At 28.9% G+C, this 24,028-nt stretch carries 25 protein-coding genes; 17 read left to right on the top strand and 8 right to left on the bottom strand.

What is annotated here, in order from left to right; all coding sequences use genetic code 11:
* Positions 1-277 precede the first annotated feature (277 nt).
* A complete protein-coding gene (locus CJ670_RS04320; protein WP_105912022.1) occupies positions 278-601 on the top strand; it encodes a ComEA family DNA-binding protein in 324 nt (107 codons plus the stop codon).
* A gap of 40 nt (positions 602-641) precedes the next feature.
* On the opposite strand, the gene CJ670_RS04315 is transcribed toward CJ670_RS04320, so the two are convergent.
* Complete coding sequence (locus tag CJ670_RS04315) at positions 642-917, bottom strand: hypothetical protein (protein ID WP_105912330.1); 276 nt, start codon at positions 915-917, stop codon at positions 642-644.
* Positions 918-1,098: 181 nt separating this feature from the next.
* On the opposite strand from CJ670_RS04315, the gene CJ670_RS04310 reads away from it, so the two are divergent.
* Genes CJ670_RS04310 through mreC form a run of 7 tightly spaced genes read left to right on the top strand, consistent with a single transcriptional unit; the run spans position 1,099 to position 7,633 of the window.
* Positions 1,099-2,172, top strand: coding sequence for an epoxyqueuosine reductase QueH (locus CJ670_RS04310; protein ID WP_105938983.1), 1,074 nt, complete (start codon positions 1,099-1,101; stop codon positions 2,170-2,172).
* The gene (gene lpxB, locus CJ670_RS04305) at positions 2,169-3,212 is read left to right on the top strand and encodes a lipid-A-disaccharide synthase (protein ID WP_105938982.1); all 1,044 of its coding nucleotides are present in this window, start codon (positions 2,169-2,171) and stop codon (positions 3,210-3,212) included. Before CJ670_RS04310 ends, lpxB begins: the two co-directional genes overlap by 4 nt.
* Positions 3,213-3,266: 54 nt before the next feature.
* On the top strand, positions 3,267-3,710 hold the full coding sequence (gene fabZ, locus CJ670_RS04300; protein ID WP_105912333.1) for a 3-hydroxyacyl-ACP dehydratase FabZ: 444 nt from the start codon (positions 3,267-3,269) through the stop codon (positions 3,708-3,710).
* A gap of 12 nt (positions 3,711-3,722) precedes the next feature.
* Positions 3,723-4,526 carry an acyl-ACP--UDP-N-acetylglucosamine O-acyltransferase gene (lpxA, locus tag CJ670_RS04295; protein WP_105938981.1) on the top strand — a complete coding sequence of 268 codons (804 nt, stop codon included), beginning with the start codon at positions 3,723-3,725 and terminating at the stop codon, positions 4,524-4,526.
* Positions 4,519-5,739 carry an ATP-dependent Clp protease ATP-binding subunit ClpX gene (gene clpX / locus CJ670_RS04290; protein ID WP_105912335.1) on the top strand — a complete coding sequence of 407 codons (1,221 nt, stop codon included), beginning with the start codon at positions 4,519-4,521 and terminating at the stop codon, positions 5,737-5,739. The genes lpxA and clpX overlap by 8 nt, the downstream gene beginning before the upstream one ends.
* 2 nt (positions 5,740-5,741) lie before the next feature.
* Positions 5,742-6,782 (top strand): rod shape-determining protein, encoded by a 1,041-nt coding sequence (locus CJ670_RS04285; protein ID WP_105912336.1) that lies wholly within the window; start codon positions 5,742-5,744, stop codon positions 6,780-6,782.
* 11 nt (positions 6,783-6,793) lie between these two features.
* On the top strand, positions 6,794-7,633 hold the full coding sequence (gene mreC, locus CJ670_RS04280) for a rod shape-determining protein MreC (protein WP_105912337.1): 840 nt from the start codon (positions 6,794-6,796) through the stop codon (positions 7,631-7,633).
* A gap of 21 nt (positions 7,634-7,654) precedes the next feature.
* Here the strand turns inward: mreC and ribE are convergent, their stop codons facing one another.
* Entirely contained in the window at positions 7,655-8,263 is a 609-nt protein-coding gene (ribE, locus tag CJ670_RS04275) for a riboflavin synthase (RefSeq protein ID WP_105938980.1), read from the bottom strand.
* 104 nt (positions 8,264-8,367) lie between these two features.
* Here ribE and mnmG point away from each other — a divergent pair, with 104 nt between their 5' ends.
* Both mnmG and nfo read left to right on the top strand, forming a co-directional pair.
* Positions 8,368-10,236: a tRNA uridine-5-carboxymethylaminomethyl(34) synthesis enzyme MnmG gene (mnmG, locus tag CJ670_RS04270; protein WP_105938979.1), complete on the top strand. Its 1,869-nt coding sequence runs from the start codon at positions 8,368-8,370 to the stop codon at positions 10,234-10,236.
* 2 nt (positions 10,237-10,238) lie between these two features.
* Positions 10,239-11,084: a deoxyribonuclease IV gene (nfo, locus tag CJ670_RS04265; RefSeq protein WP_105938978.1), complete on the top strand. Its 846-nt coding sequence runs from the start codon at positions 10,239-10,241 to the stop codon at positions 11,082-11,084.
* A 7-nt stretch (positions 11,085-11,091) separates the two neighbouring features.
* Here nfo and dauA read toward each other — a convergent pair whose 3' ends face one another.
* From dauA to CJ670_RS04250, 3 genes are read right to left on the bottom strand one after another with little or no spacing between them, the layout of a single operon-like run.
* The gene (gene dauA / locus CJ670_RS04260) at positions 11,092-12,723 is read right to left on the bottom strand and encodes a C4-dicarboxylic acid transporter DauA (protein ID WP_228154199.1); all 1,632 of its coding nucleotides are present in this window, start codon (positions 12,721-12,723) and stop codon (positions 11,092-11,094) included.
* A 43-nt stretch (positions 12,724-12,766) separates the two neighbouring features.
* Positions 12,767-13,405 (bottom strand): tetratricopeptide repeat protein, encoded by a 639-nt coding sequence (locus tag CJ670_RS04255; RefSeq protein WP_105938977.1) that lies wholly within the window; start codon positions 13,403-13,405, stop codon positions 12,767-12,769.
* 3 nt (positions 13,406-13,408) lie between these two features.
* Positions 13,409-14,023: a tetratricopeptide repeat protein gene (locus CJ670_RS04250; RefSeq protein WP_228154198.1), complete on the bottom strand. Its 615-nt coding sequence runs from the start codon at positions 14,021-14,023 to the stop codon at positions 13,409-13,411.
* Positions 14,024-14,140: 117 nt separating this feature from the next.
* On the opposite strand from CJ670_RS04250, the gene CJ670_RS04245 reads away from it, so the two are divergent.
* The 4 genes from CJ670_RS04245 to CJ670_RS04230 are packed head-to-tail and all read left to right on the top strand — an operon-like array spanning position 14,141 to position 18,313.
* Positions 14,141-15,874 carry an ATP-binding protein gene (locus CJ670_RS04245; protein ID WP_105938976.1) on the top strand — a complete coding sequence of 578 codons (1,734 nt, stop codon included), beginning with the start codon at positions 14,141-14,143 and terminating at the stop codon, positions 15,872-15,874.
* Between the two features lie 11 nt (positions 15,875-15,885).
* On the top strand, positions 15,886-16,656 hold the full coding sequence (locus tag CJ670_RS04240) for a hypothetical protein (protein WP_105938975.1): 771 nt from the start codon (positions 15,886-15,888) through the stop codon (positions 16,654-16,656).
* Positions 16,653-17,519 (top strand): menaquinone biosynthesis family protein, encoded by an 867-nt coding sequence (locus CJ670_RS04235; protein ID WP_105938974.1) that lies wholly within the window; start codon positions 16,653-16,655, stop codon positions 17,517-17,519. Before CJ670_RS04240 ends, CJ670_RS04235 begins: the two co-directional genes overlap by 4 nt.
* Positions 17,516-18,313, top strand: a complete 798-nt coding sequence (locus tag CJ670_RS04230; RefSeq protein WP_105938973.1) for a UDP-N-acetylmuramate dehydrogenase — start codon at positions 17,516-17,518, stop codon at positions 18,311-18,313. Before CJ670_RS04235 ends, CJ670_RS04230 begins: the two co-directional genes overlap by 4 nt.
* Positions 18,314-18,324: 11 nt before the next feature.
* Here the strand turns inward: CJ670_RS04230 and CJ670_RS04225 are convergent, their stop codons facing one another.
* Both CJ670_RS04225 and CJ670_RS04220 read right to left on the bottom strand, forming a co-directional pair.
* Positions 18,325-18,600 carry a type II toxin-antitoxin system YafQ family toxin gene (locus CJ670_RS04225; RefSeq protein WP_105912346.1) on the bottom strand — a complete coding sequence of 92 codons (276 nt, stop codon included), beginning with the start codon at positions 18,598-18,600 and terminating at the stop codon, positions 18,325-18,327.
* Position 18,601: 1 nt separating this feature from the next.
* Positions 18,602-18,862 (bottom strand): type II toxin-antitoxin system RelB/DinJ family antitoxin, encoded by a 261-nt coding sequence (locus CJ670_RS04220; RefSeq protein WP_105938972.1) that lies wholly within the window; start codon positions 18,860-18,862, stop codon positions 18,602-18,604.
* 254 nt (positions 18,863-19,116) lie between these two features.
* Between CJ670_RS04220 and topA the strand changes: the two genes are divergently transcribed.
* The 3 genes from topA to CJ670_RS04205 are packed head-to-tail and all read left to right on the top strand — an operon-like array spanning position 19,117 to position 22,822.
* Positions 19,117-21,450 (top strand): type I DNA topoisomerase, encoded by a 2,334-nt coding sequence (gene topA, locus CJ670_RS04215; RefSeq protein WP_105938971.1) that lies wholly within the window; start codon positions 19,117-19,119, stop codon positions 21,448-21,450.
* Entirely contained in the window at positions 21,451-21,963 is a 513-nt protein-coding gene (locus CJ670_RS04210) for a metallophosphoesterase family protein (RefSeq protein ID WP_105938970.1), read from the top strand. It abuts the gene before it with no gap.
* The gene (locus CJ670_RS04205) at positions 21,953-22,822 is read left to right on the top strand and encodes a biotin synthase (protein WP_105938969.1); all 870 of its coding nucleotides are present in this window, start codon (positions 21,953-21,955) and stop codon (positions 22,820-22,822) included. Before CJ670_RS04210 ends, CJ670_RS04205 begins: the two co-directional genes overlap by 11 nt.
* 149 nt (positions 22,823-22,971) lie before the next feature.
* Here the strand turns inward: CJ670_RS04205 and recA are convergent, their stop codons facing one another.
* Positions 22,972-24,021 carry a recombinase RecA gene (gene recA, locus CJ670_RS04200; RefSeq protein WP_105925930.1) on the bottom strand — a complete coding sequence of 350 codons (1,050 nt, stop codon included), beginning with the start codon at positions 24,019-24,021 and terminating at the stop codon, positions 22,972-22,974.
* Between the last annotated feature and the right edge of the window lie 7 nt (positions 24,022-24,028).

Genomic DNA, 24,028 nt, shown 5'->3' with positions numbered 1-24,028 from the left:
CACTTCATCGCCGATAATACTGCAGGGTCCCCCTGTGGAAACGTAGGTCGCTGCCAGCTCATTGAGTTTTACAAATCCCCCCAAGAGCTTATCTTGTCTTACTAAGAAAAACAATAGTAGGTCAAGGTAAGCTTTTTTATTGCTTTATTCCCCATACATATCAATCTCTTTCATTATTCGCTCCTCTTTTTTAGTTTAGTTTTTAATAAATAATTTAATGTACATTTTTGTTTTTTTTATGATATAATTTTTTACATTACAATTTAAAGGAGAGAACATGAAAAAATTTGTTGCTATTTTAGCAATTTTTACTACTTTATTTTTAGGGGCTATGGATCTTCAAACTGCTTCAAAAAGTGAGTTAATGGAAATTAAGGGAGTAGGTGATAAAAAAGCTGATGCCATTATTGAGTACAGAAAAACAAACACTATAAAGTCTGCTGACGATTTAAAAAACATAAAAGGCTTTGGTGATTCTATTATAAACAATGTAAAAAACAGTGTAAAAGAAAAACCTAAAAAAAATAAAAAAGATGAAAAATCAAAGAGTGAAGATAACAAAGAGTCAAAGAAAATGAAAAACTCTAAATCTGACAATTAATACACATAAAACTAAGATGAGCCCTCTTTTTTGGCTCCTCTTAGTCTCTGCTTATTTTTATTAAAATATTGTTTTTAATATCTTTATGAATTATCTCTTTTTCTTTTTTATCAAATAGTGATTTTAAGAAATTTTTTGGATAAGTAGAACTTAAATTTTCTTTGTTAAAAGTGTCTAAATCTTGGCATTTAAAAGTACTTTTACAAATTTTATCTTCATATATCTTCATATCTAAAATAGCAACTCCTGCACTAAAAATTTGAACTTGTGTATAATCTTTGAATTTAAAAATAAAGCCTTTGTCATTAAATTTCATATTTGGTGTTTTTATTAATATTGTTGCACTATTTGATTCTAATTGCAGTTCTTTTTGGCTACAACCTGTAAGTAAAAATAAAAAAGTTACTATATAAACTATATTTTTTATTGGAAATCCTTTATTAAAATCTTTTTAACTATAATTGTACCTTATTTTAGTTTGTAAAGGTTTATATATTTTGTTAGTTCATATTTGTTGTGCGGTTGATAGCCATTATTTTTTAGAAAAAATTCAAGAAGAGTATCCAGATGAAAAACTTGTAGGTTATTTTTATGACCCAAATATTCATCCTTATAGTGAATATAGACTTCGATATTTAGATGTTGAATTCTCTTGTAAGAAATTAGGAATTCCATTAATTGAAGGACCTTATAACCTTGAAGATTGGTTAAAAAAAGTAAAAGGAATGGAGCATTTACCCGAAAAAGGTGATAGATGTACTGTTTGTTATGATGATAGGCTTGATAATAGTGTTCAAAAAGCTTTAGAATTGGGTCATGATAAATTTACTACAACTCTATTGATTTCTCCAAAAAAATCTCAAGAAAAACTTGAAATTATAGGAAATAATTTAACTAAAAAAACTGGAGTAGAATTTATTTTTAGGGATTATAGAAGTGGAAATGGAGCCGAAATTCAAGTGCTTAGAGTAAAAGAGAATAGTCTTTATAGACAAAATTATTGTGGTTGTTTATTTGGTTTAACGGCTCAAAGAGAACATCAAAAAAAGATTATGGATGAGATGTTTAATCCTATTTCTAAACAAATCCTACCTGAATCAATCGAGCAAAGATTAGAGCTTTACAAAAAAAGAAACACTCTTGAAAATGAGAAAAAAGAGTATAAATTAATAAAACAAAGATTTTTAAATTATAGGTTACTAGGCGGAAAAGTTATAGTAAATAAAGAGATTATTCCTTCTTATATTTTTGCTTATTCAACTATTAATAAAAATCAAACTAGTTCAAAAATAGAGTATGAAAAAGATGGTATAAACTATTTAGCAAAAGATGAAGTAAAAATAATATCTTTGAATACTTTTAATAAAATTGCAAAAACAAACTATAAAAACACAAAAGAGCTAATATTTAAATCTATAAATTTTGAAGATGAAATTATACTAAGAAACAATATTTTGAAGAATCCTTTTGATTTAAGTGCTTTAATTGTTATTGATGAGATTATTGATACTAAATATGAAATTTTTATAAATAGTGTAACATATGAAGATATAAAAGAGGAGATTGTATGAAAATTTTAGTAAGTGCTATGGAGACATCATCGAATATTCATCTAAAAGAGTTAAAAAAATATTTAGATGATGATATTGAGTTTGTTGGAGTTTTTGATAAGGAATTAGGAAATCCACTTTATGATTTAAGCTCTTTAGCAATTATGGGATTTGTTGATGCTCTCAAAAAATTAAAATTCTTTTTTCGTCTTAGAGATGAACTTGTAGAGTTAGCAAAAGATTGTGATAAGGTTTTACTTCTTGATAGCAGTGGATTTAATCTGCCTTTAGCAAAAAAACTAAAGCTTACTTATCCAAATAAAGAGATTATTTATTATATTCTTCCTCAAGCTTGGGCTTGGAAGAGAAAAAGAGTTATAGCACTAGAGAAATATTGCACGAAATTATGCTCAATTTTACCTTTTGAAAGTGATATTTACAATGATAAATCAAAAATAACTTATGTAGGACATCCTCTTTTAGATGAAATACCAAAATTTAAAGATAAATTATCAAATTCAGACAAAATAGTTTTTATGCCAGGAAGTAGAAAAACAGAGATAAAAAATTTAATGCCAATTTTTAAAGAATTGATTAAAAAAATCCCTAACAAAGATTATATTTTGGTAATTCCATCAAAATTTGATGATGATTATATAAAAAAAATTTATGGAGATATTAGTGATTTTAAAATATCAAAAAATTCACATGAAGCACTTTTGGAGGCTGAATATGCTTTTATTTGTTCAGGAACTGCTACTTTAGAAGCTGCACTTATTGGAACTCCTTTTACTTTATCTTATATTGCAAAAAAATTAGACTTTTTTATTGGAAAAACTTTTGTAAAATTAAATTATGTAGGGCTTGCAAATATATTTTTTGAAAAAATGACAAACAAAAAACTTCACAGTGAATTTTTACAAAATGAAGTTAGTGTTGAAAATCTTTTAAAAGATTATAAAACTTTTGATAGAAATCTTTTTTTTGAAAATTCTAAGCTTTTAAGAGACTATTTAAAACATGGTAGTTCAAAAAATGTTGCAAGCATTATAAAAAACTAAACAAGTTTTAGTTATAATCCACAACTTTAGCAATTTTAAAATTCAGGAATTATTATGTTTGATATTATACAAATTCAAGAGATTTTACCTCACCGATACCCTCTTCTTCTAGTAGATAGAATTACTGATATGGAAGTTACAAAATCTATAAAAGGTTTTAAAAATATCTCTATATCTGAACCAGCATTTCAAGGGCATTTTCCTGGACATCCAATTTATCCAGGTGTTATGATACTTGAAGGAATGGCACAATGTGGTGGAGTTTTAGCTCTTAAGAGTTCAGGTTTAACAGATGAGCAGATGAAAGATAAAGTTATCTATTTTATGAGTATAGACAAGGCAAAATTTAGAAATCCAGTTCGTCCAGGAGATAGACTTGACTATGAATTAACAGCTATTAAAATGAAAAGTTCTTTGATGGTACTTGAAGGAAAAGCTTATGTTGATGGGAAACTAACAGCTGAAGCAGAATTTAAAGCCATGATAGTTGATAAATAATTAAGGTTGAAAATGAATAATATTCACAAAACAGCCATCATTGAAGATGGTGCAATTTTAGGGGAAAATGTAAGGATTGGAGCATATACTATTATAGGGAAAAATGTGAAAATCGGTGATGGAACGGTAGTTGACTCTCATACCGTAATTGCTGGAAAAACAACAATTGGAAAAAATAATCATATATTTTCACATGCTTCAATTGGAACAATTCCTCAAGATTTGAAGTTTAATCCAAATGATGATGTTGAGCTAATTATTGGTGATAACAATAAGATTAGAGAATACACTTTATTTAATCCAGGAACCATAACAGGACACGCTAAAACAGTTATTGGAAACAATAATTTATTTATGGGATATACTCATGTTGCTCATGATTGTGTTATTGGAAATAACTCAATTTTTGCAAATGGTGTAACTTTGGCTGGTCATGTCGAGTGTGGAGATTTTGTAGTTATTGGTGGTCTTACTCCAATTCATCAATTTTGTAAAATTGGAACAGGTGTAATGGTAGGAGGTGCGAGTGCAGTTGCACAAGATATTCCACCATTTTGTTTAGCTGAAGGAAATAAAGCTTTAGTAAAAGGATTAAATCTTGTAGGTCTTAGAAGAAGACTAGAAAATAGAGAAGATGTAGATGCTCTAAAGCATGCATACAGATTACTATTTAGCATGGGAAAACCTCTTCAAGAAGCTGCACTTGATTTATATGAAAATGATAAAAATTCTTATGTAAAAGAGATGGCTAATTTTGTATTAAATACAAAAAGAGGTATTCCTTTTGAAAGAAAAATAAAGAGCGAAAATGAGTAAACTAATATGTGATTTTTGTGGAGTAGCAGACACAAAAGCAAATCCTATAATAACAGGAGACAATGCTTGTATATGTAAAGCTTGCGTTGGTGCTGCGTATGATATTATGAGTGGTGATTTTGTTGAGGGAGAAAAAAATTCTAAACCTGAAAAAGTAGAAAATATAAAAATCAAAACTCCTGCTGAATTAAAAAAGATTTTAGATGAGTATGTTATTGGACAAGAAAGAGCTAAAAAAGTTCTTTCAGTTGCTGTTTATAACCATTACAAAAGAATTTTTAGAAAAGATGAATTACAAGGTGATATTGAATTAAATAAATCAAATGTACTTTTAATTGGACCTACTGGAAGTGGAAAAACTCTTTTGGCTCAAACAATATCAAAATATCTTGATGTTCCTCTTGCTATTGCAGATGCTACAAGCTTAACAGAAGCTGGATATGTTGGTGATGATGTTGAAAACGTTGTAACAAGACTTGTACAAGCAGCTGGTGGAGATATAGAAAAAGCTCAAAGAGGAATTATTTTTATTGATGAAATAGATAAAATTGCAAGAATGAGTGAAAATAGAAGCATAACAAGAGATGTTTCAGGAGAGGGTGTGCAACAAGCTTTACTTAAAATCATAGAAGGTGCTGTTGTAAATGTTCCACCAAAAGGTGGAAGAAAACACCCTGGTCAAGATTCATTACAAGTTGATACTACAAATATTTTGTTTATTTGTGGAGGAGCTTTTGATGGGCTTGAAGATATAATAAAAAGAAAACAAGGCTCAAATATTTTAGGATTTAATCAAGATAAAAAATCAAAAGTTGAGCAAGATAAGATTATTTCAAATGTTGAAACAGATGATTTAGTAAAATATGGACTTATTCCAGAGCTTATTGGAAGATTACATATGATTGCAACTTTAAATGAGATTACAAAAGAGGATATGGTTCATATTTTAACAGAGCCAAAAAATGCCCTAATCAAACAATATATAAAATTATTTGAGATGGATAATGTAACTTTAGAGTTTGAAAAAGATGCCCTTTTAGAGTTAGCAAGTTTAGCAATTATTAGAAAAACAGGTGCAAGAGGGTTGAGGTCTATTTTGGAAGACATTATGCTTGATATTATGTTTGATCTTCCAAAATATAAGAATAAGAAAATAGTTATTACAAAAGATGTAGTTTTAAAAAAAGAAGAACCAAAAGTAATTAAAGGATAATTATGATTTTAGATAAATTTATAGGCGTTTTTTCAAACGATATGGCAATAGATTTGGGTACAGCAAATACAATTGTATCAGTAAAAGGGAAAGGGATTATTATAAATGAACCATCTGTTGTAGCAGTACAAAGAGATAGACATGGAAAAGATAGAATTTTGGCAGTTGGTCAAGAAGCAAAAAGAATGTTAGGGAAAACTCCAATAAATATTCAAGCAGTTCGTCCTATGCAAGATGGAGTTATTGCTGATTTTGAGATGACTGAAAGAATGATTAGATACTTTATCGAAAAAGCACACTCAAGAAAATCATTTATAAGACCTAGAGTAATTATATGTATTCCTTATGGTATTACACAAGTTGAGAGAAAAGCAGTTGAAGAGTCAGCTTTAAGTGCAGGAGCAAGAGAAGTTTTCCTTGTAGAAGAGCCAATGGCAGCAGCAATTGGAGCTGGAATTCCAGTTTCTGATCCAGAGGGTCATGTGGTTGTTGATATTGGTGGAGGAACTACTGAGATTGGTGTTACATCTTTGGGTGGTTTAGTTTTATGTAAATCAGTTAAAGTTGGTGGAGATAAAATTGATAGATCAATTATTGAATATGTAAGACAAAATTACAATTTATTTATAGGTGAAAGAACAGCTGAAAATGTTAAAATTGCTGTTGCTGCAGCGATTAAACTTGATCCAGAATTAAAAATACAAATCAAAGGTAAAGACCACTCTGGATATTTATCTACAATTGAGCTTGGAAGTGAAGGAATTAGAATTGCAATAAAAGAACCTCTAAAAGAGATTGCAAGTGCTATTAGAAGTGTTTTAGAAAATATGCCACCTGATTTAGCTGGAGATGTTGTTGATAATGGAATTATAATAACAGGTGGTGGAGCTTTGATTAGAGGATTAGATAAATATCTAACTGAAATTGTAAAAATCCCTGTAAGAATTGCAGATGAGCCGCTTTTATCTGTTGCTTATGGAACAAGTCAAGTTTTAGATGAGCCAGGACTTTTAAAAATTATTGAAGATATGAAAAACTCTTAAATTATTTAAAAATGAAGCGATTTTTATTTTTACTACTAATTGTATTTGCTGGATTATCTTATCTTTTTGAATTAGATGAGTTTCTAGCAAAGCACTTTAAAGTATTTGGAAATTTAAAAGAATCATATATAAATACATACATAAGTGTATCCCAAAAGGTTGCAAACCATTTTGAACACGAAAGATTAATAAGAGATCTTCAAAATGAAAACTTGGAATTAAAAGAGTATAAAGTACTATACAATACTACAGTATCAACAATCGATGATTTAAAAAACTTACTAGAAAATATAGAAATTCCAGAAATTAACTCTAAAATTGAAGTTATTAGAGTTTTATCGTATGTACATTTTGATGATTTTACAAGTGTTTGGTTAGATAAAGTTCCTACGGATAATAAAATATTAGGATTAATCTCTGATAATTATGCTGCTGGAATTTCTATGACTAAAAATGGTAAAAGTATAGGACTTTTAAATGGGAATAAAGATTGTACTTATGCTGTTTTTATAGGAAATGAAAAAAATCCTGGAATTGCAACTTCAAATGATGAATCATCGGATTTATTATCTGTAAAATTTATTCCTGTTTGGGCTGATATAAATATTGGAGATGAAGTTATAACTTCGGGAATGGACAATATTTTTTATGAAGGACTTAGAGTTGGTAAGGTTGTAGAGATAAAAGATTTTCCAGAGATGAAAATTGCAACAATAAAACCCTATGCGAAACCTCTAAAAAAAAGATTCTTTTACACTTATGAAGCAAATAGCAATATTGAAAATCAAGAAAATAGTACTTTAGAAAACTTAGAAGAGTTAAAGATTATAGAGAATAAAGAGCAGAAATAGTAATTTTTAATATTTTAAAAATTAGTATCTAGCCATTATTTTATCAACATCTCCCCAAGACAATTTATTATCTTTTTTAAACATATTATAAATATATCTTGCAAACATATCAGTTTCAATATTAATTTTGCTTCCTGATTTATAGTTTTTAAAAATTGTATTTTGTATAGTATGTGGAATTATTGTTAGTCTAAAAGAATTTTCAAAAACATCATTAACTGTAAGTGAAACTCCATCAATAGTAATACTTCCTTTTGAAATAACAAATTTAATAAACTCTTTTGGTAAAGAGATATAAAAATCAGTAGAGTTTCCATTTTTTTCTATTTTTTCAACTAGCCCTATACAATCAATATGTCCTTGGACAATATGCCCTTCAAATCTATCACCCATTTGCATTGCTGGTTCTATATGAACTTCATTTTTGTAGTTTTCTAGTGCTAAAAGAGATCTACTTTCAGGAGACAACTCTACACTAAAACTATTATTTCCTATTTTAATAACTGTTAAACAAGCTCCATTTACAGCAATAGAGTCTCCAATTTTTGGTTTATATTCTGCTTTTAAAGTTAAAATATTGTTTGAAAAACTTTCTACTTTTGCTAATTCTCTTATAAGCCCTGTAAACACTTAAAAAACCTTTAGATAAAATTTGGTTATAATAGCCAAAAATTCATAAGAAGCTAATTTTTACTAATATTTAAAAATCTATACTCTTTAAAAAGGAAAATTTAATGCAATACGATATTATCGTTGTTGGTGCAGGACATGCTGGTATTGAAGCAGCACTAGCAGGTGCAAGACTTGGAAAAAAAACACTATTAATTACTATGTTAGTTGAGCAAATAGGAGCAGCTAGTTGTAACCCTGCAATTGGTGGTTTAGCAAAAGGTCATTTAGTAAGAGAACTAGATGCTCTTGGTGGTGAAATGGGACTTTGTACAGATGCTACAGGAATTCAATTTAGAATATTAAATGACTCAAAAGGTGCAGCTGTTCAAGGTACAAGAGCTCAAATTGATATGGATGAGTACAAAGAATATATGCGAAAAGTTTGTCATAGCACACCAAATTTAGATATTTATCAAGATGAGGTTAGTTATTTAATCGTTGAAAATGATGAAGTTTTAGGTGTAAAAACAAAACTTGGAGAAGAGTTTAAATCTTTAAAAACTATTCTTACAACTGGAACTTTTATGAGAGGTTTAATCCATATTGGGGAAAACACTTATGAAGCTGGAAGAGCTTGGGAGTTACCATCTAGTACTCTTTCTATTCAATTAAAAGGGTTAGGATTAAATGTAGGAAGACTAAAAACTGGAACTCCATCAAGACTTGATGCAAATAGTATTGATTTTAGTGTTATGGATATGCATGGAGGTGATATAAAACCAACTCCATTTTCATTTAGAACGCCTAAAAAAACTTTTAATCCAACACAATATCCATGTTATGTAACATATACAAACCTTGATACTCATGAAATTATTTCACAAAATTTTCATAGAGCTCCAATATATACAGGACAGATTCAAGGCTCAGGTCCACGATATTGTCCTAGTATTGAAGATAAGGTAAAAAGATTTAGTGAAAGAGATAGACATCAACTATTTTTAGAACCTCAAACTGCAAAATGTACAGAGTACTATATAAATGGAATGTCTAGTTCTTTGCCTATTGAAATACAAAAAAAGATGATAGCAAGTGTAAAAGGTTTAGAGAATGCAAGAGTTATTAGATATGGATATGCTATTGAGTATGATTATGTTGATCCAACAGAGTTAAAACATACACTTGAAACTAAAAAGATAAAAAATCTTTATCATGCAGGGCAAATAAATGCAACAACAGGATATGAAGAAGCTGCTGCTCAAGGATTGATGGCAAGTATAAATGCATCTTTGGCAATTGATAATAAAGAGCCATTTATTTTAAGACGAGATGAGGCATATATTGGTGTTTTAATTGATGATTTAGTTACAAAAGGAACGCACGAACCATATAGAATGTTTACTTCAAGAGCTGAGTATAGACTTCTTTTAAGAGAAGAGAATGCTGATATAAGACTAAGCCGTTATGGATATGAATTAGGACTTATCTGTAAAGAACAAATAGACAAAGTAGAAGAAAAAAGAAAAACTCTTGATGAGGCAGTTGAGTTTATGGCAAATAGCTGGCTAACTGCAAAAAAAGAGACTTTGGAACTTCTTGATAGTATTGGAGAAGATAAAATAAATGATAGAGTTTTACTAATAGATTTAATAGGAAGAAATACTATAGATAAAGATAAGTTTGATATTTTAGTACCTAGCTTAAAAGATATAGATGGTTATTTAAAAGAGCAAATTATTATAGAAGCAAAATATTATAGATATATTCAAAAACAACAAAAACAAATAGAAAAAATGAAAAAAATGCTAAAACTAAATATACCTGAAAGCTTCTCATATAGAGGACTTCCTGGACTTTCAAATGAAGTTGTCGAAAAGCTTGAAAAGCACAGACCACCAACTTTATACAATGCAAGTTTAATTTCTGGTATTACACCAGCTGCTTTGGATATTGTACATTTAAACTTAAATATGTTTTGTCAGAAGCAGTAAAAATGAAATTTATTGGTGCGCACGTAAGTGCTAGTGGTGGAGTTTTTAATGCTCCAAAGAATGCTGTTGAAATTGGTGCTAAAGCTTTTGCACTATTTACAAAAAATCAAAGACAATGGAATGCAAAAGCACTTGATAATAAAACAATTGATTTATGGTTTAAAGAGTTAGAAAAATCAAAAATAGAATCAAAACATATTTTGCCTCACGACTCATATCTTATAAATCTTGGGCATCCAAATATTGAAGCTAGAAAAAAATCTTTAAATAGTTTTATAGATGAAGTTCAAAGATGTGAAATTTTAGCTTTGGATAGATTAAATTTTCATCCAGGAAGTCATTTAAGAGAGATTAGCGAAGAGGAGTGCTTAAATAATATTGCAGAATCTATGAACTACGCTCTTGATAAAACAAGTGGTGTAAAGCTAGTGCTTGAAAATACAGCTGGGCAAGGAAGTAATCTTGGATATAAATTTGAGCATCTAGCTTATATTATAAATAAGATTGAAGATAAAACCAGAGTTGGTGTTTGTATTGATACATGTCATATGTTTACAGCTGGTTATGATATAAGAACGCGTGAAGCTTACGATAAAACTTGGAATGAGTTTGGAAAGATTGTAGGATTTGAATATTTAAGTGGAATGCATATAAATGATTCTAAACCTGAGCTTGGGAGTCGTGTTGATAGACACGATAGTTTAGGAGAGGGAAAAATTGGTTGGGATGCTTTTAAATTTTTGATGAATGATTCTAGAATGGATGATATTCCACTTGTTTTAGAGACTATTGATGAGTCTATTTGGGCAAAAGAGATAGAGACTTTATATAGCTTTGTAGAGAATTAAAAACTCTCTACGCTTGTATTAAATTCTTTTTATGCATAGCATACTCTATTGCATCATTTATATTTGAAAAAGTTGTAACATAATCAAATTTTGCACGCTCTAGTTTTTTTAAAACATTTTGATTTAGTCCTGCAAATATAAGCTTTTTATTTTTAGCTTCAAAACTATCAACTATTGATTTTAAAGCAACCATTGCTGTCATATCAAGCATTGATACATTTTTCATATTTAGTATTACAATATTTTTTTGTTCATTTATATTTGCTAAAGTTTTTAAAGCTTTTTGAGCAGCACCAAAAAACATAGGTCCATTTATATCATAGATTAAAATATCTTTTGGCATATCTTGATGTGTTTCTAAATTTTCGCTTACAAGCTCAATAGAGTATAAATCAATAGTTCGTTTGATAAACAGTATAGAAGCAAGACCAATTCCAACAGCAACAGCAACTTCCATATCTATTAAAACAGTTAAAGAAAAACATGTTAAAAGTACATAAATATCATCTTTTGGTGCAGTTTTTAAAATATTTACAAAGTGTTTAACTTCACTCATATTCCAAGCAACCATAAGTAATAAAGCAGATAATGCGGCCATTGGAAGATATGAAATAATTGGAGCAATTAATAAAATAGAAGCCAATATAAAAATAGAGTGAACTATTGAAGATAATTTTGTTGTTCCTCCTGAATTTATATTTGCTACTGTTCTTGCAATTGCTGCAGTTGCTGGAATTCCTCCAAAAAATGGCACTACCATATTTGCAATTCCTTGACCTATTAACTCTTTATTTGGGTCTGTTTTATTTCCAGTCATAGCATCACTTATAACTGCACATAAAAGAGATTCCAAAGCCCCTAAAATTGCAATTGCAATTGCATGAGGAAGAAGTTTTATGAGTAAATCAATATTTATTTCATGAGGTTTTAAAAACTCCCAAGGAAGAGAAAATTGTAAAGGAATAGGAGGAATTCCATTTGCCGTTACTCCATCTACAACATAAGTAAAAGTAGAGTTAATTGTTGAAATATTTAAACCATAAAAAGAGTTAAAAAAAGCTACAAAAATGGCAACAACTCCTAAAGCCACCAAAGCAGCAGGAATTTTACTTTTTGTTTTCCTCCAAATTATTAGTAAAAATAAAGTGGCACTTGCAGTTAAAAACTCAAAAAGATTAAATGTAGAAAAAGAGTTGAAAAGCAAAACAATTTTATCTATATAAGTTCCACTGAAATTTTCTATTGTAAGCCCAAAAAAATCTTTTATTTGAAGAGTTGCAATTACAACTGCAATTCCAGATGTAAATCCAACTGTTACTGGATAAGGAACTAATTCTATTAAATTTCCTAGTTTAAAAAGTCCAACTAAAACTAAAATAATACCAGATAAAAATCCACATAAAAGTAGTCCAGTTATTCCAAATTGTTGAACTATTGGGATTAAAATAACAATAAAAGCAGCAGTTGGTCCAGAAATATTTACTTTACTACTTCCAAAAATAGCTGCTAAAATTCCTGCAATAATTGCTGTATAAAGACCAAGTTGAGGTGGAACTCCAGTTGCAATTGCAAGTGCCATAGACAAAGGCAATGCAATAATTCCAACTGTAAGCCCTGAAAAGATATTACTTTTTATCATCTTTTACTCTTTAAAATAGGATTTGCGACCTTTTTAAAAAATTTTAGAAGATATAAATATTTGAGTTTTTGTTCTCTTTATTAGAATTAGCTTTGTTTAGCCAGTACTCATATTTTATCTGGTCTTTTGCAACTCCATAAAGTCCTTGTTTATATACATTTGACAATAACTCTTGAGCTTGAAATACTCCATTTTGAGCAGAGAAATTAAGTAAATCTATACCTTTTTCATTATCTATTTTTGTATTTATTCCTTGAAGATAAAATCTTGATAACTGAAATGCTGCAATAGGGTCAATATCGCTAGACTCTTTTAAAAGTTCAAAAGATTTATTTATATCTTTTTTTACTCCTTCTCCTTTATAGTACAAAAGAGCTAATGGCAATTTTACATAGAGATTTTTATTCTCATCAGCCATATTTAGGTATTTTAAACTCTCTTTATACTCGTTTTTTGTTGAATAATAAGTTCCTAGTCTAATTTGTGCAAAAGAGTTACTATTTTCTATTTTTTTATAGCACTCTAGTTTTTCTTTTTCGGTATCTAAATCTTTACAAATATTGGCTTCTTTTAAAAGTTCATCATAATTTATATCAGAAAAAGTTAGAAATTCGGGCATTTTAAAAGAACAAGCACTAAAAAGAAAAATAGTAAAAATTGGTAATAAAATATAATTTCTCATCTATTACCTACCATAAATTTTTTTTGTAAAATCTTCTTTTTCATCTTGATATAAATTATCATAAAAAAGAGCTTTTTCGTCGTTTGCTTCTATATATTGACCATTTGTATAAACAAGAACTAAATCTTTTTGAGCATCTTTTACTTCATTTGTAGCAGCATATTCAAGAAGTTCTATAGCTTTTTGTGGATTTTCATTTGAAAAATAGTAAAAAGATAATCTATAAGCTGCTATTGGATCAACATCTTCAACATCTTTTAGAAGATTTATAGATTTTTTTTCATCAAATTCTACACCTAAACCATTTCCATAAAGAGCTGATAAAAGTGCATTTGCATAGAAATTACCAGCTTTTTGTGCTTTTGTATATCTCTCAAAGGCTTCAGCAGGTCTTCCTTTATTTTGAGCATCAATTCCAAGTCTTAGCATTGCAAAACTATTTTTTTCTGCTATAAAATCATAACAATCTAACTCAAAAGCCAAGCTATCTCTTTTGCAATCAATATTTACTTGCTCAAGCTCATTTGGCAAAACTTTCATAGCTTTTTCATGATTAGCGCAAGCACTAAAAAGAGATAAAACTATAAAAACAGAAGAGAACTTAATAACTTTTAGCATAATAAAAGTCTCCTTTAAAAATAAATGCTTGTATTTTATCATTTTTTTATTCATTTGTAGTTAAGACGATTTAAGATAATATATATGCTTAATTAAATTAATATTTGTAAGGGTTTTATGCAAGAGGTAATAGATTTTTTAAAAGCAAAAAATGTTGAAAAAACAAAATTTTTTAATCAGCTTAAGTGTAGTTTAGAAGAAGCAAAAATTTTGCAGTACCTCTCAAAAGAGTATATAAATGGAAGAGATGTACTAAGTACAATTGATATTTTAGGACAGTTTTATAGTATTGAAAAATATGAACATTTGGAAAAACTAAGTTTGATAAAATCTTTACTTGAGTTTGGATGGTTGATTCAAGTTGCTTTTGATCAAGTAAAATTAAATGAAGCTTCAAAATTAGAACTTATAAATTCAAGTGTAGCACTTTCTAGCGCTTATTTAAAAATGCTTGAAAGTGGAAATAGTGAGTTTGTATTACCTGAAATAAAAAATTATAGTGACCATTTAGAGTATCTTCAAGACCAATTTTTAAAAATTGATATTACTCAACAATTAAATATAGTAAAAAGAAATTTCGATATAAATTCTCCTAGTTCTAATAGATTAAAAAATAAGCTTTTACTTGTAGAAAATAGAATAAAAGATAGAATAAACGCAACTACAAACAAGATTTTAATAGAAGAATTTTTTAAAGAACAAGGTTTGGATGAGCAAGAAAAAATACTATTTTTGGCTTTATTAAAAGAGGAATATAGCGGAGGAGATGGAACACTAAGAGAGATGAACTATCTTCTTGAGTTAATATCAAATGATGATTATGAGAAGATAAAATATAGAAGTCTGCTTGAAGAGAGTTCAACTTTGATTTCAAAAAATTTGGTTGATTATGATGAGGTTTTAACACCATTTGGTGGAATTAATAGAAACTTTTATATTCCAGATGAAGTTTTGTATAAAATATCTCATCCAAATAAAAAAGGCTCAACAGTTTCAAAAATAAAACTTGAAACAATCATAAAAGATCAGGAGATGTTTGAATTAAGTACAACTTCAAAAATTTTAGATGATGTTGTTTTAAATCCAAAAACAAAAGAGACTTTAAACAATCTTTTAAAACAAGTTGATAAAAGTGTTATAAATAGGCTAAAAGCTTGGGGAATAAAAGATAAAAAAAGAGGAATAGATGCAAAAATAATTTTTTATGGAGTTGCAGGAACTGGAAAAACAATTACAGCTTTAGCTCTTGCAAAGTCACTAAAAAAAGAGGTTTTAAGTTTTGATTGCTCAAAAATATTATCAATGTATATAGGTGAGAGTGAAAAAAATGTACGAAATATTTTTGATAAATATAATGAAATCAAAGAGCAAACAAAAAGTGAGCCAGTTTTACTTTTAAATGAAGCTGATCAATTTTTAAGCTCAAGAAGTAGTGGAGCAGGAAGCAGTGCTGATAAGATGCATAATCAAATGCAAAATATATTTTTGGAACAAATTGAGAGATTTGATGGAATTTTAATAGCAACTACAAACTTGCTTGAAAATCTCGATAAAGCATTTTCAAGAAGATTTAACTATAAAATTGAGTTTGTAAAACCAAACAAAGAGCAAAGAGAGCAACTTTGGAAAAAATTAATTCCAGCAACTTTACCTTTGGAAAAAGATTTTGATTTTGAAAAAATTGCACAACATGAGCTTACAGGTGGACAAATTGAGTTGGTTATAAAAAATACAGCTTATAAATTAGCAATTAGTGAAGATGCAGTTTTTACTCTAAAAGATTTTGAAGAGCAAATAAGCAAAGAGAAAAAAGGTCAGTTTGATAGTGAAACAAAAGTTGGATTTTTTTAAAAGGAAGATTAGTGAAAATTATAGAAAATTATGATTATATTTTAAGTATTGGTGCATTTTTTGAAGATGAGAAATTAAAAAATAGTTTACAAAAAGCTTCTAGTAATGGAGCTGATTTTATATATATGCACCCAATTGATAATTTTGAATTAAAAGATTTTTATGATCAATTTATAAAATATGAAGTAGCAAGTGAAGAGGCTATTTTGGCTTTGATTTTTAACTTTTTTGCAAAAAAATTACCAAAAGAGCAACAAGATTTTTTAGAAAATCTTGATATTGGGTATTTATCAGCTGAAAGTAGTGCAGGAGAAGAGGAGTTTGAAGAAGCTTTTCTTAAATTTGAAGAAGCTTCAAAAAAAGCTCTTTTTATTGGAGATGATTTAATCAAACACATAAGAGTTGAAAATATTGTAAAACTTCTAGCAAATATTAAAAAATATACAGATTTTGAACTTATATTTTGTGATAAAATTTTTGAAGAAAAAGTAAACTCTTGTTCTGATTTATCTTTAGATGAAGTAGATGATTTGCAAACATTTAATGGAACTTTGGTTTATTTTACAAATACTCAAAATAATGAAAAATTGCTTGCTAGTCAAACTTTTTTAAATATTGCAAAATTAAAAAGTGGTGATACAGCTAGTTTTAAAATAGATGATAAAATATATAAAAAAGAGATAATTTTAGATAAAAATCTTTTAGGAACAATAGCTTTAATGTCAAAGCCAACATCAAATTATAGATTTGTAAAAATTGTTTTAAATAAGGAGCAAAATTGAGAACTATTAGTGTAGGGCACTCTCCTGATGCCGATGATATATTTATGTATTATGCTATTAAATTTGGTTGGGTTAGTTTACCTGAAGTAAAATTTGAAAATATAGCTTTAGATATAGAGACTTTAAATCAAGCAACACTAAAAGGAACTTACGACATTTGTGCTATATCTTTTGCTTTGTATCCTTTTGTTAAAGATGATTTTGCCTTGCTTAAAACTGCTGTTTCATTTGGAGAGGGTTATGGTCCAAAACTTATTAAGAAAAAAGGAATTAGACTAAAGAAAAACTTTAAAGTTGCACTTAGTGGAGAGTTTACTACAAATGCTCTTTTATTTAAAATTGCATATCCTGATGCCAGAATTACTTATATGAATTTTTTAGATATTGAAAATGCTGTAATAAATGGCGATGTAGATGCTGGAGTTTTAATTCATGAGTCAATTTTAACTTATAGCAATCTTCTTGAAGTAGAACGTGAGATTTGGGATATTTGGGTAGAACTATGCAATGGTGAAGCTTTGCCGCTTCCTCTTGGTGGAATGTGCTTAAGACGTTCAATTCCACTTACTGATGCTATAAAATATGAAAATGCTTTAATAAAAGCTGTTGATGTTGCAAATAAAAATAGAAAAACTTTAGCTCCAATGCTTTTAGAAAAAGGCTTAATTCGTGTAGATGCTGAAACTTTAGACAAATATTTAGATTTATATGCAAACGATAATTCTGTAAAAATGAGTGAAATTCAATATAAAGCTCTAAATAAACTTTTTGAGCTGGGATATAAAAATGGACACTATCAAAATTTAATAAAAGCAGAAGATTTTTTAATCCCAAGTGAATATGAAGAGTTAAGAGCTAGATGAGTGAAAAAATAGCTAATTACTATAAAACAGTAGATTTTAAAAGATACTCTTCTATACATATTGGTGGAGAAAAAGAAGTTTTAGTTATAAATGAAATAGGTGAATATCCTGATTATCAGATAATTGGAAGAGGAAATAATTTACTAATTTCTCCAAATTGCAATAAAAAATTTGCAATTTTAGGTGAAGAGTTTGATTATATCAAAGAGGAAAATAATCTTTTGTATGTTGGTTGTGCTACTAGTAGTGGGAAACTTCTTACATATACAAGAAAAAATGATATTGCCTCTTTAGAGTTTTTGGCAAAATTACCTGGAAATATGGGTGGACTTGTAAAGATGAATGCAGGGCTAAAAGAGTGGGAAATTTTCAACTATCTTCACAGTATAAAAACTAAAGATGGATATATAAAAAAAGAGGATGTAGATTTTTCGTATAGACATACAAATATCAATTCTATTATTTATGAAGCAGTTTTTAATATCAAAAAGGGTTTTTCAAAAGATATGCAAAATGAGTTTACAAAAATGCGAGATAATCAACCACAAATAGCAAGTGCTGGAAGCTGTTTTAAAAATCCAAAAGGTGATTTTGCTGGACGACTTATAGAAGCAGTTGGTTTAAAAGGATATAGAGTTGGAGATATGGAATTTTCAAATACTCATGCAAACTTTTTGGTAAATCACGGTTCTGGAACTTTTGATGAAGCAATTAATTTAATAAATCTTGCAAAGCAAAAAGTCAAAGAGCAGTTTAATATAGAGCTTGAAACTGAGATTATAATTTTTGAGTAGGTTTATAATCTCTAAAATTTCTTAAAAAGCTGGGAGTGAGTTCCAATCCTAAGAAGTTGTAAACTACTTTCACTTATCATATAAATTACAAGTAAATCTCCACTAATATGAAATTCTTGCGTATCACTCCACTCTCCACTCAAAAAATGATTTTTTGCCTCTTTTGGTAACTCTTCATTATTTAAAAGTTTTGAAATATATAAAAATAGTTTTGCACTATTTGTGGGATTTAATTTCGCCTTGATTATATCTTTTGTAAAAGTTTTATGAACTTCTAATTCAAGCATTTTATATATCTTTTTTTAAATCTTCAAGGCTAACTTTAGACATATTCTTCTTTGCTCTTGCATCTTTTATAGCTTCTAATGTTTCATCATTTGGAATTTTTATCTCAAATGGAATGCCTCTTTGCAAAACACTTTGAGTTAAAAAAATATTAAAAGCTTCACTCAATCCTAAACCATATTGTTTAAAAATCTCTTGTGCTTTCTCTTTTGTTGTTGCATCAAGATATACATTTGTTCTTATTTTATTTAGATTTGTAGTCATTTTCACTTCCTTAAAAATAAATTTTAACACACATTGTGTGTTTTTGTCAATACTTTAAGAATGAAAAATAAAAAGATTGATTTGCTCCCCTTCGTACCAAATAGTATAGAAGAACTTATCAAAATACAACTGCAAAAATACAAAAATCTACATGATGAGATAAAAAGTAAAATTTAATTTTCATTACTTATTAATAAAATCTTACATTTTTTATGTTAGAATGCATACTTTTAGAAAATATGAAGGCAATTTAAGTGAAAAATTTAGTAATAGTGGAATCACCAGCAAAAGCAAAAACAATATCAAAATTTTTAGGCTCTGACTATGTAGTTATGGCATCTATGGGGCATGTTAGGGATCTGCCTAAATCTACTTTAGGTTTTGATCCAGATGATAATTTTAAACCAAGCTATCAAGTAAGCAGTGATAAGAAAAAGGTTATAGCAGAGCTAAAAAAACAGATCTCAAAAGATACAACAATCTACCTAGCGGCCGATGAAGATAGAGAGGGAGAAGCTATTGCTTGGCACTTAATTCCTGCACTTAAAATTGAAAAAAATCCAATAAAAAGAATAGTTTTTCACGAAATTACAAAAGATGCAATACTTAAAGCCTTACAAAATCCAAGAGATGTGGATCAAAATTTAGTTGATGCTCAACAAGCAAGAAGAATACTTGACAGAGCTGTTGGATATGAACTATCACCACTTTTGTGGAAAAAAGTAAGATACGGTTTAAGTGCTGGAAGAGTTCAAAGTGTTGCTGTTAAAATAATAGTAGATAGAGAGAATGAAATAAGAGCTTTTAATCCAGAAGAGTATTGGAAAATAAAAGCAGATTTTATAAACCCAGAACTTTCAAGTGAATTAGCAAAGCAAAATGGCAAAAATATCAAAGTAAAAAATGAAAAAGAGGCAAGAGATATTGAAAACTCTTTAAATAGTGGCTCATACAAACTTGTAGATATAGAAGAAAAAGAGAGCACTAGAAATCCAGCCCCACCATTTACAACTTCAACACTACAGCAAGAAGCAAGTAGAAAAATAGGACTTAGTGTTGCTCAAACTATGATGATAGCACAACAGCTTTATGAAGGAAATGTTGCAAATATTCCAAATCATACGGGGGGTTTAATTACTTATATGAGAACGGACTCTTTAAATCTTTCAACTCTTGCTACAACTGCTGCAAAAAAAGTTATTGAAGAGGAGTATGGAAAAGATTATTCACTTTCTAAGCCAAGAGCTTTTAAATCAACTGCAAAAGGTGCTCAAGAGGCTCACGAAGCTATAAGACCTGTTGATATGAGTTTAAAACCAAGCCTTGTAAAACAGTATTTAGACAATGCTCAATATAAGTTATATAGCTTAATTTGGAAAAGAACAATTGCTACTCAAATGGCAACTGCAAAAATTGCAAATACTACATATAAAATAGAAGCTGGATCTAAAAATGAGTTTGAATTTCAAACAAAAGGTCAAAGAATTATTTTTGCTGGTTTTATGAAAGCTTATACAGAAGGAAGTGATAATCCTGAAGCTGCACTTGATAGTACTGAAAAAATTCTTCCAAATATAAAAGTTGGAACTATTTTGGAGCTAGAAAACTTAAATAGTGAACAACTTTTTACAAAACCACCAGCAAGATATACAGAAGCTTCTTTGGTTAAAAAACTTGAAAGCGAAGGAATTGGACGACCATCAACTTATGCTCCAACAATTTCAACTATTCAAGCAAGGGAATATGTAGTAAAAACAGAAGATAAGAAATTAGCTCCAACACCAACAGGTGAGATTGTAAATAGCTTTTTAACTGATCACTTTTCAAATATTATTGACCTTGGATTTACAGCAAAAATTGAAGAGCAGTTTGATGAGATAGCAGAGGGTAAAAAAGTTTGGGTTGATGTTATGAGAAATTTTTATGGTGATTTTAAAGAGACTATAAAAGATAAAGAGGAGAATATCAGTAAGTCTGATTATTCACAAGTAAGAGAGCTTGGACTTGATCCAAAATCTGGAAAACCTGTAAGTGCTAGAGTTGGAAGATTTGGACCATTTGTTCAAATTGGAACAAAAGATGATGAAGAGAAACCAAAATTTGTAGCAATTCCTGAAAAACTAAATATGGATACAATTACACTTGATGAAGCTCTATTTTTATTTAATCTTCCAAGAGTTGTTGGAGTTGATGATGATGGAAATGAGATCAAGGCAAATATTGGAAGATTTGGTCCATATTTACAAGTTAAAACAAAATATTACTCACTAAAAACTGATGATCCATATACAGTTGATGAGATAAGAGCAAAAGAGATTATAAAAGAGATTGATGAGGTAAAAAGTAAAGCTTTAATCAAAGAGTTTGAAAAAGAGAAAATTCAAGTTTTAGATGGACAATATGGACCATATATAAAACAAGGTAGAAAAAATTTCAAAATACCAAAAACAAAAGAGGCTTCAAATCTTACTTTAGAAGAGTGTTTAGAGATTATTGAAAAAGATAGCAAAGGGGCTAAAAAAACTACTAGAAAAGTAGCTTCAAAAAGTACAACTACAAAAAAAACTACTAAGGCTAAAAAAGAGTAGATGAAAATAGCCATTGTTTCAGATAGCCACTTTAAAGTAGATTATTTAAAAGAGGCTATTGAGTTTTTAAAAAAAGAAAATTGTGAATATCTAATTCATGCTGGAGATATTTGCTCAAAAGTTGGTTTGGATATTTTAAAAAATTCAAATTTAAAATATATTGCAGTTTTTGGAAACAATGATAGAGATTTATTTCAATTTTCACAAGATTATAATATAAAAAAAGAGCCCTACTACTTTAAAATAGAAGATAAAAGTTTTAAACTTATGCATCTTCCAATGCACTTAACTCCTGATACAGATGTCATAATTTTTGGTCATACTCATGAGTTTAGTTGCCAATATATAAACAAAAAATTATTCTTAAATCCTGGTGAAATTTGCGCTAGAGAAAAAGAGTTTGTAGAGTGTGTAAAACTAGAGATTAATGCAAATGAGTATATAATCACAAGATTTTTTAGAAAAATAGATGAAGATAATTTTATGAAAGAAGAGATTAAATATGAACAATAATGAAGAGATTTTTTTATGTGCTATTTGTAATGTTGAAAGTGGTACTTGTAACGAAGATTGCAAATTTTGTACACAAAGCGTAAAATATAAAGCTGATATTCAAAGATATAAACTAAAAAATATTGAACAAATTGTAAAAGAAGCAACAGTGGCAAGAGCAAATGGAGCTGTTGGATTTTGTTTGGTTACTGCTGGAGCTGGACTTACAGATAAAAAAACAAAATTTATTGCAGAAGCTGCAAAAGCTGTTAAGGCTGCAAATTTAGGCTTAAGATTAATCGCTTGTAATGGTATTGCAACTGTTGAGCAACTAAAAGAGCTAAAAGCTGCTGGAGTTGATAACTATAACCACAACTTAGAGACTTCAAGAGATTTTTATCCAACAATCTGTACAACTCACACATGGGATGAGAGATACCAAACTTGTCTAAATGTAAAAGAGGCTGGATTAAAACTTGTTTGTGGTGGAATTTTTGGAATGGGAGAGACTCAAGAGGATAGAATATCTATGATTGAAGCTATAAACTCACTAGATCCTATGAACGTGCCTTTAAACTTCTTTCATCCAAATGAAGCTTTGCCAATAGTAGAAAACACAATTGATATTGAACAAGCTTTTGATTTAGTAGAACTTGCTAGAAAAATGATTCCAAATGCACATAAAATAATGGTTGCAGGTGGAAGAGAGCTAATGTTTGGAAATAGACAATATGAGATTTTTAAGCGAGGAGCAAATGCTTTTGTAATTGGAGACTATCTTACAACTGCTGGAAAAACTCCAAAAGATGATGTAGAAGCTCTTGAAAAACTTGGTTTTAAAATTGCTAAGCATATGCATTTAATGCCGGACGAGAAATAGACTTTTTTAAACTTTTTCCTTTATCTATTTAAATATAAGTAATAAAGGAAATCCCAATTTTTTTAGATATGAAATAGCTTTTGCTTTCCATCAATAAATAAAGGTTTTAAGCCTTTATTTATTTGATTAATCTTTTTATTATAGAAAAATTAGTCATCTAAAGAAGATGCGTCATCTTCGCTTTCTATACTTCCTGTGATTATTGCATCATTTATTCCCATTGAGCTTAAAATTTTATCTTCTATCTCTTTTGCAATAGCTGGATTATCTCTTAAGAAAATTTTTGAGTTTTCTCTTCCTTGACCTATTTTTGTATCACCATAACTAAACCAAGCTCCGGCTTTATCGATAATATCAAGTTTAACACCATAATCAACAAGTTCTCCTGTTTTAGAAATACCCTCTCCAAACATAATATCAAATTCAGCTTGTTTAAATGGAGCTGCAACTTTATTTTTTACAACTTTAACTTTTGCTCTATTTCCAATCGAATTTTCACCTTGTTTTAGTGTTGCAATTCTTCTAATATCAAGTCTTACTGATGAGTAGAATTTTAAAGCATTTCCACCTGTTGTTGTTTCAGGGCTTCCATATCCTGTCATCCCAATTTTCATTCTTATTTGATTAATAAAAATAACTGTACAGTTCATTTTGCTTAAAAGTCCAGTAATTTTTCTTAAAGCCTTACTCATAAGTCTAGCTTGAACACCAACTTGTTGGTCATCCATATCCCCATCAATTTCTACTTTTGGAGTAAGTGCTGCAACTGAATCAATTACAACTAAATCAACAGCTCCACTTCTAATAACAGTTTCAAGTATCTCTAAAGCTTGCTCTCCAAAATCTGGTTGAGAAACAAGTAAATTATCAGTATCAACACCTAAATTTTTTGCATATCCTACATCTAAAGCATGTTCTGCATCAATAAATGCACATACACCTCCAGCTTTTTGAGCTTCTGCAATTGCGTGAAGAGTTAAAGTTGTTTTTCCAGAACTTTCAGGTCCATATATTTCAATAACTCTACCTTTTGGTAATCCTCCAACACCAAGAGCTAAATCAAGACCAAGTGAACCTGTACTAATAGCTTCAGTTGGAATTACCTCTTTGTCTCCTAATCTAATAAGCGTACCTTTTCCAAAAGCTTTGTCTATTTGTTTAATAGCAAGTTCAAGTGATTTTTTTTGATTTTCATCCATATTATTT

Source organism: Arcobacter cryaerophilus gv. crypticus (genome assembly GCF_002993025.1).
GTDB classification, from domain to species: Bacteria; Campylobacterota; Campylobacteria; order Campylobacterales; family Arcobacteraceae; genus Aliarcobacter; species Aliarcobacter cryaerophilus_B.
Note: the sequence above shows the minus strand (reverse complement) of the source record. Positions and strands in the feature narration are given on the sequence as shown.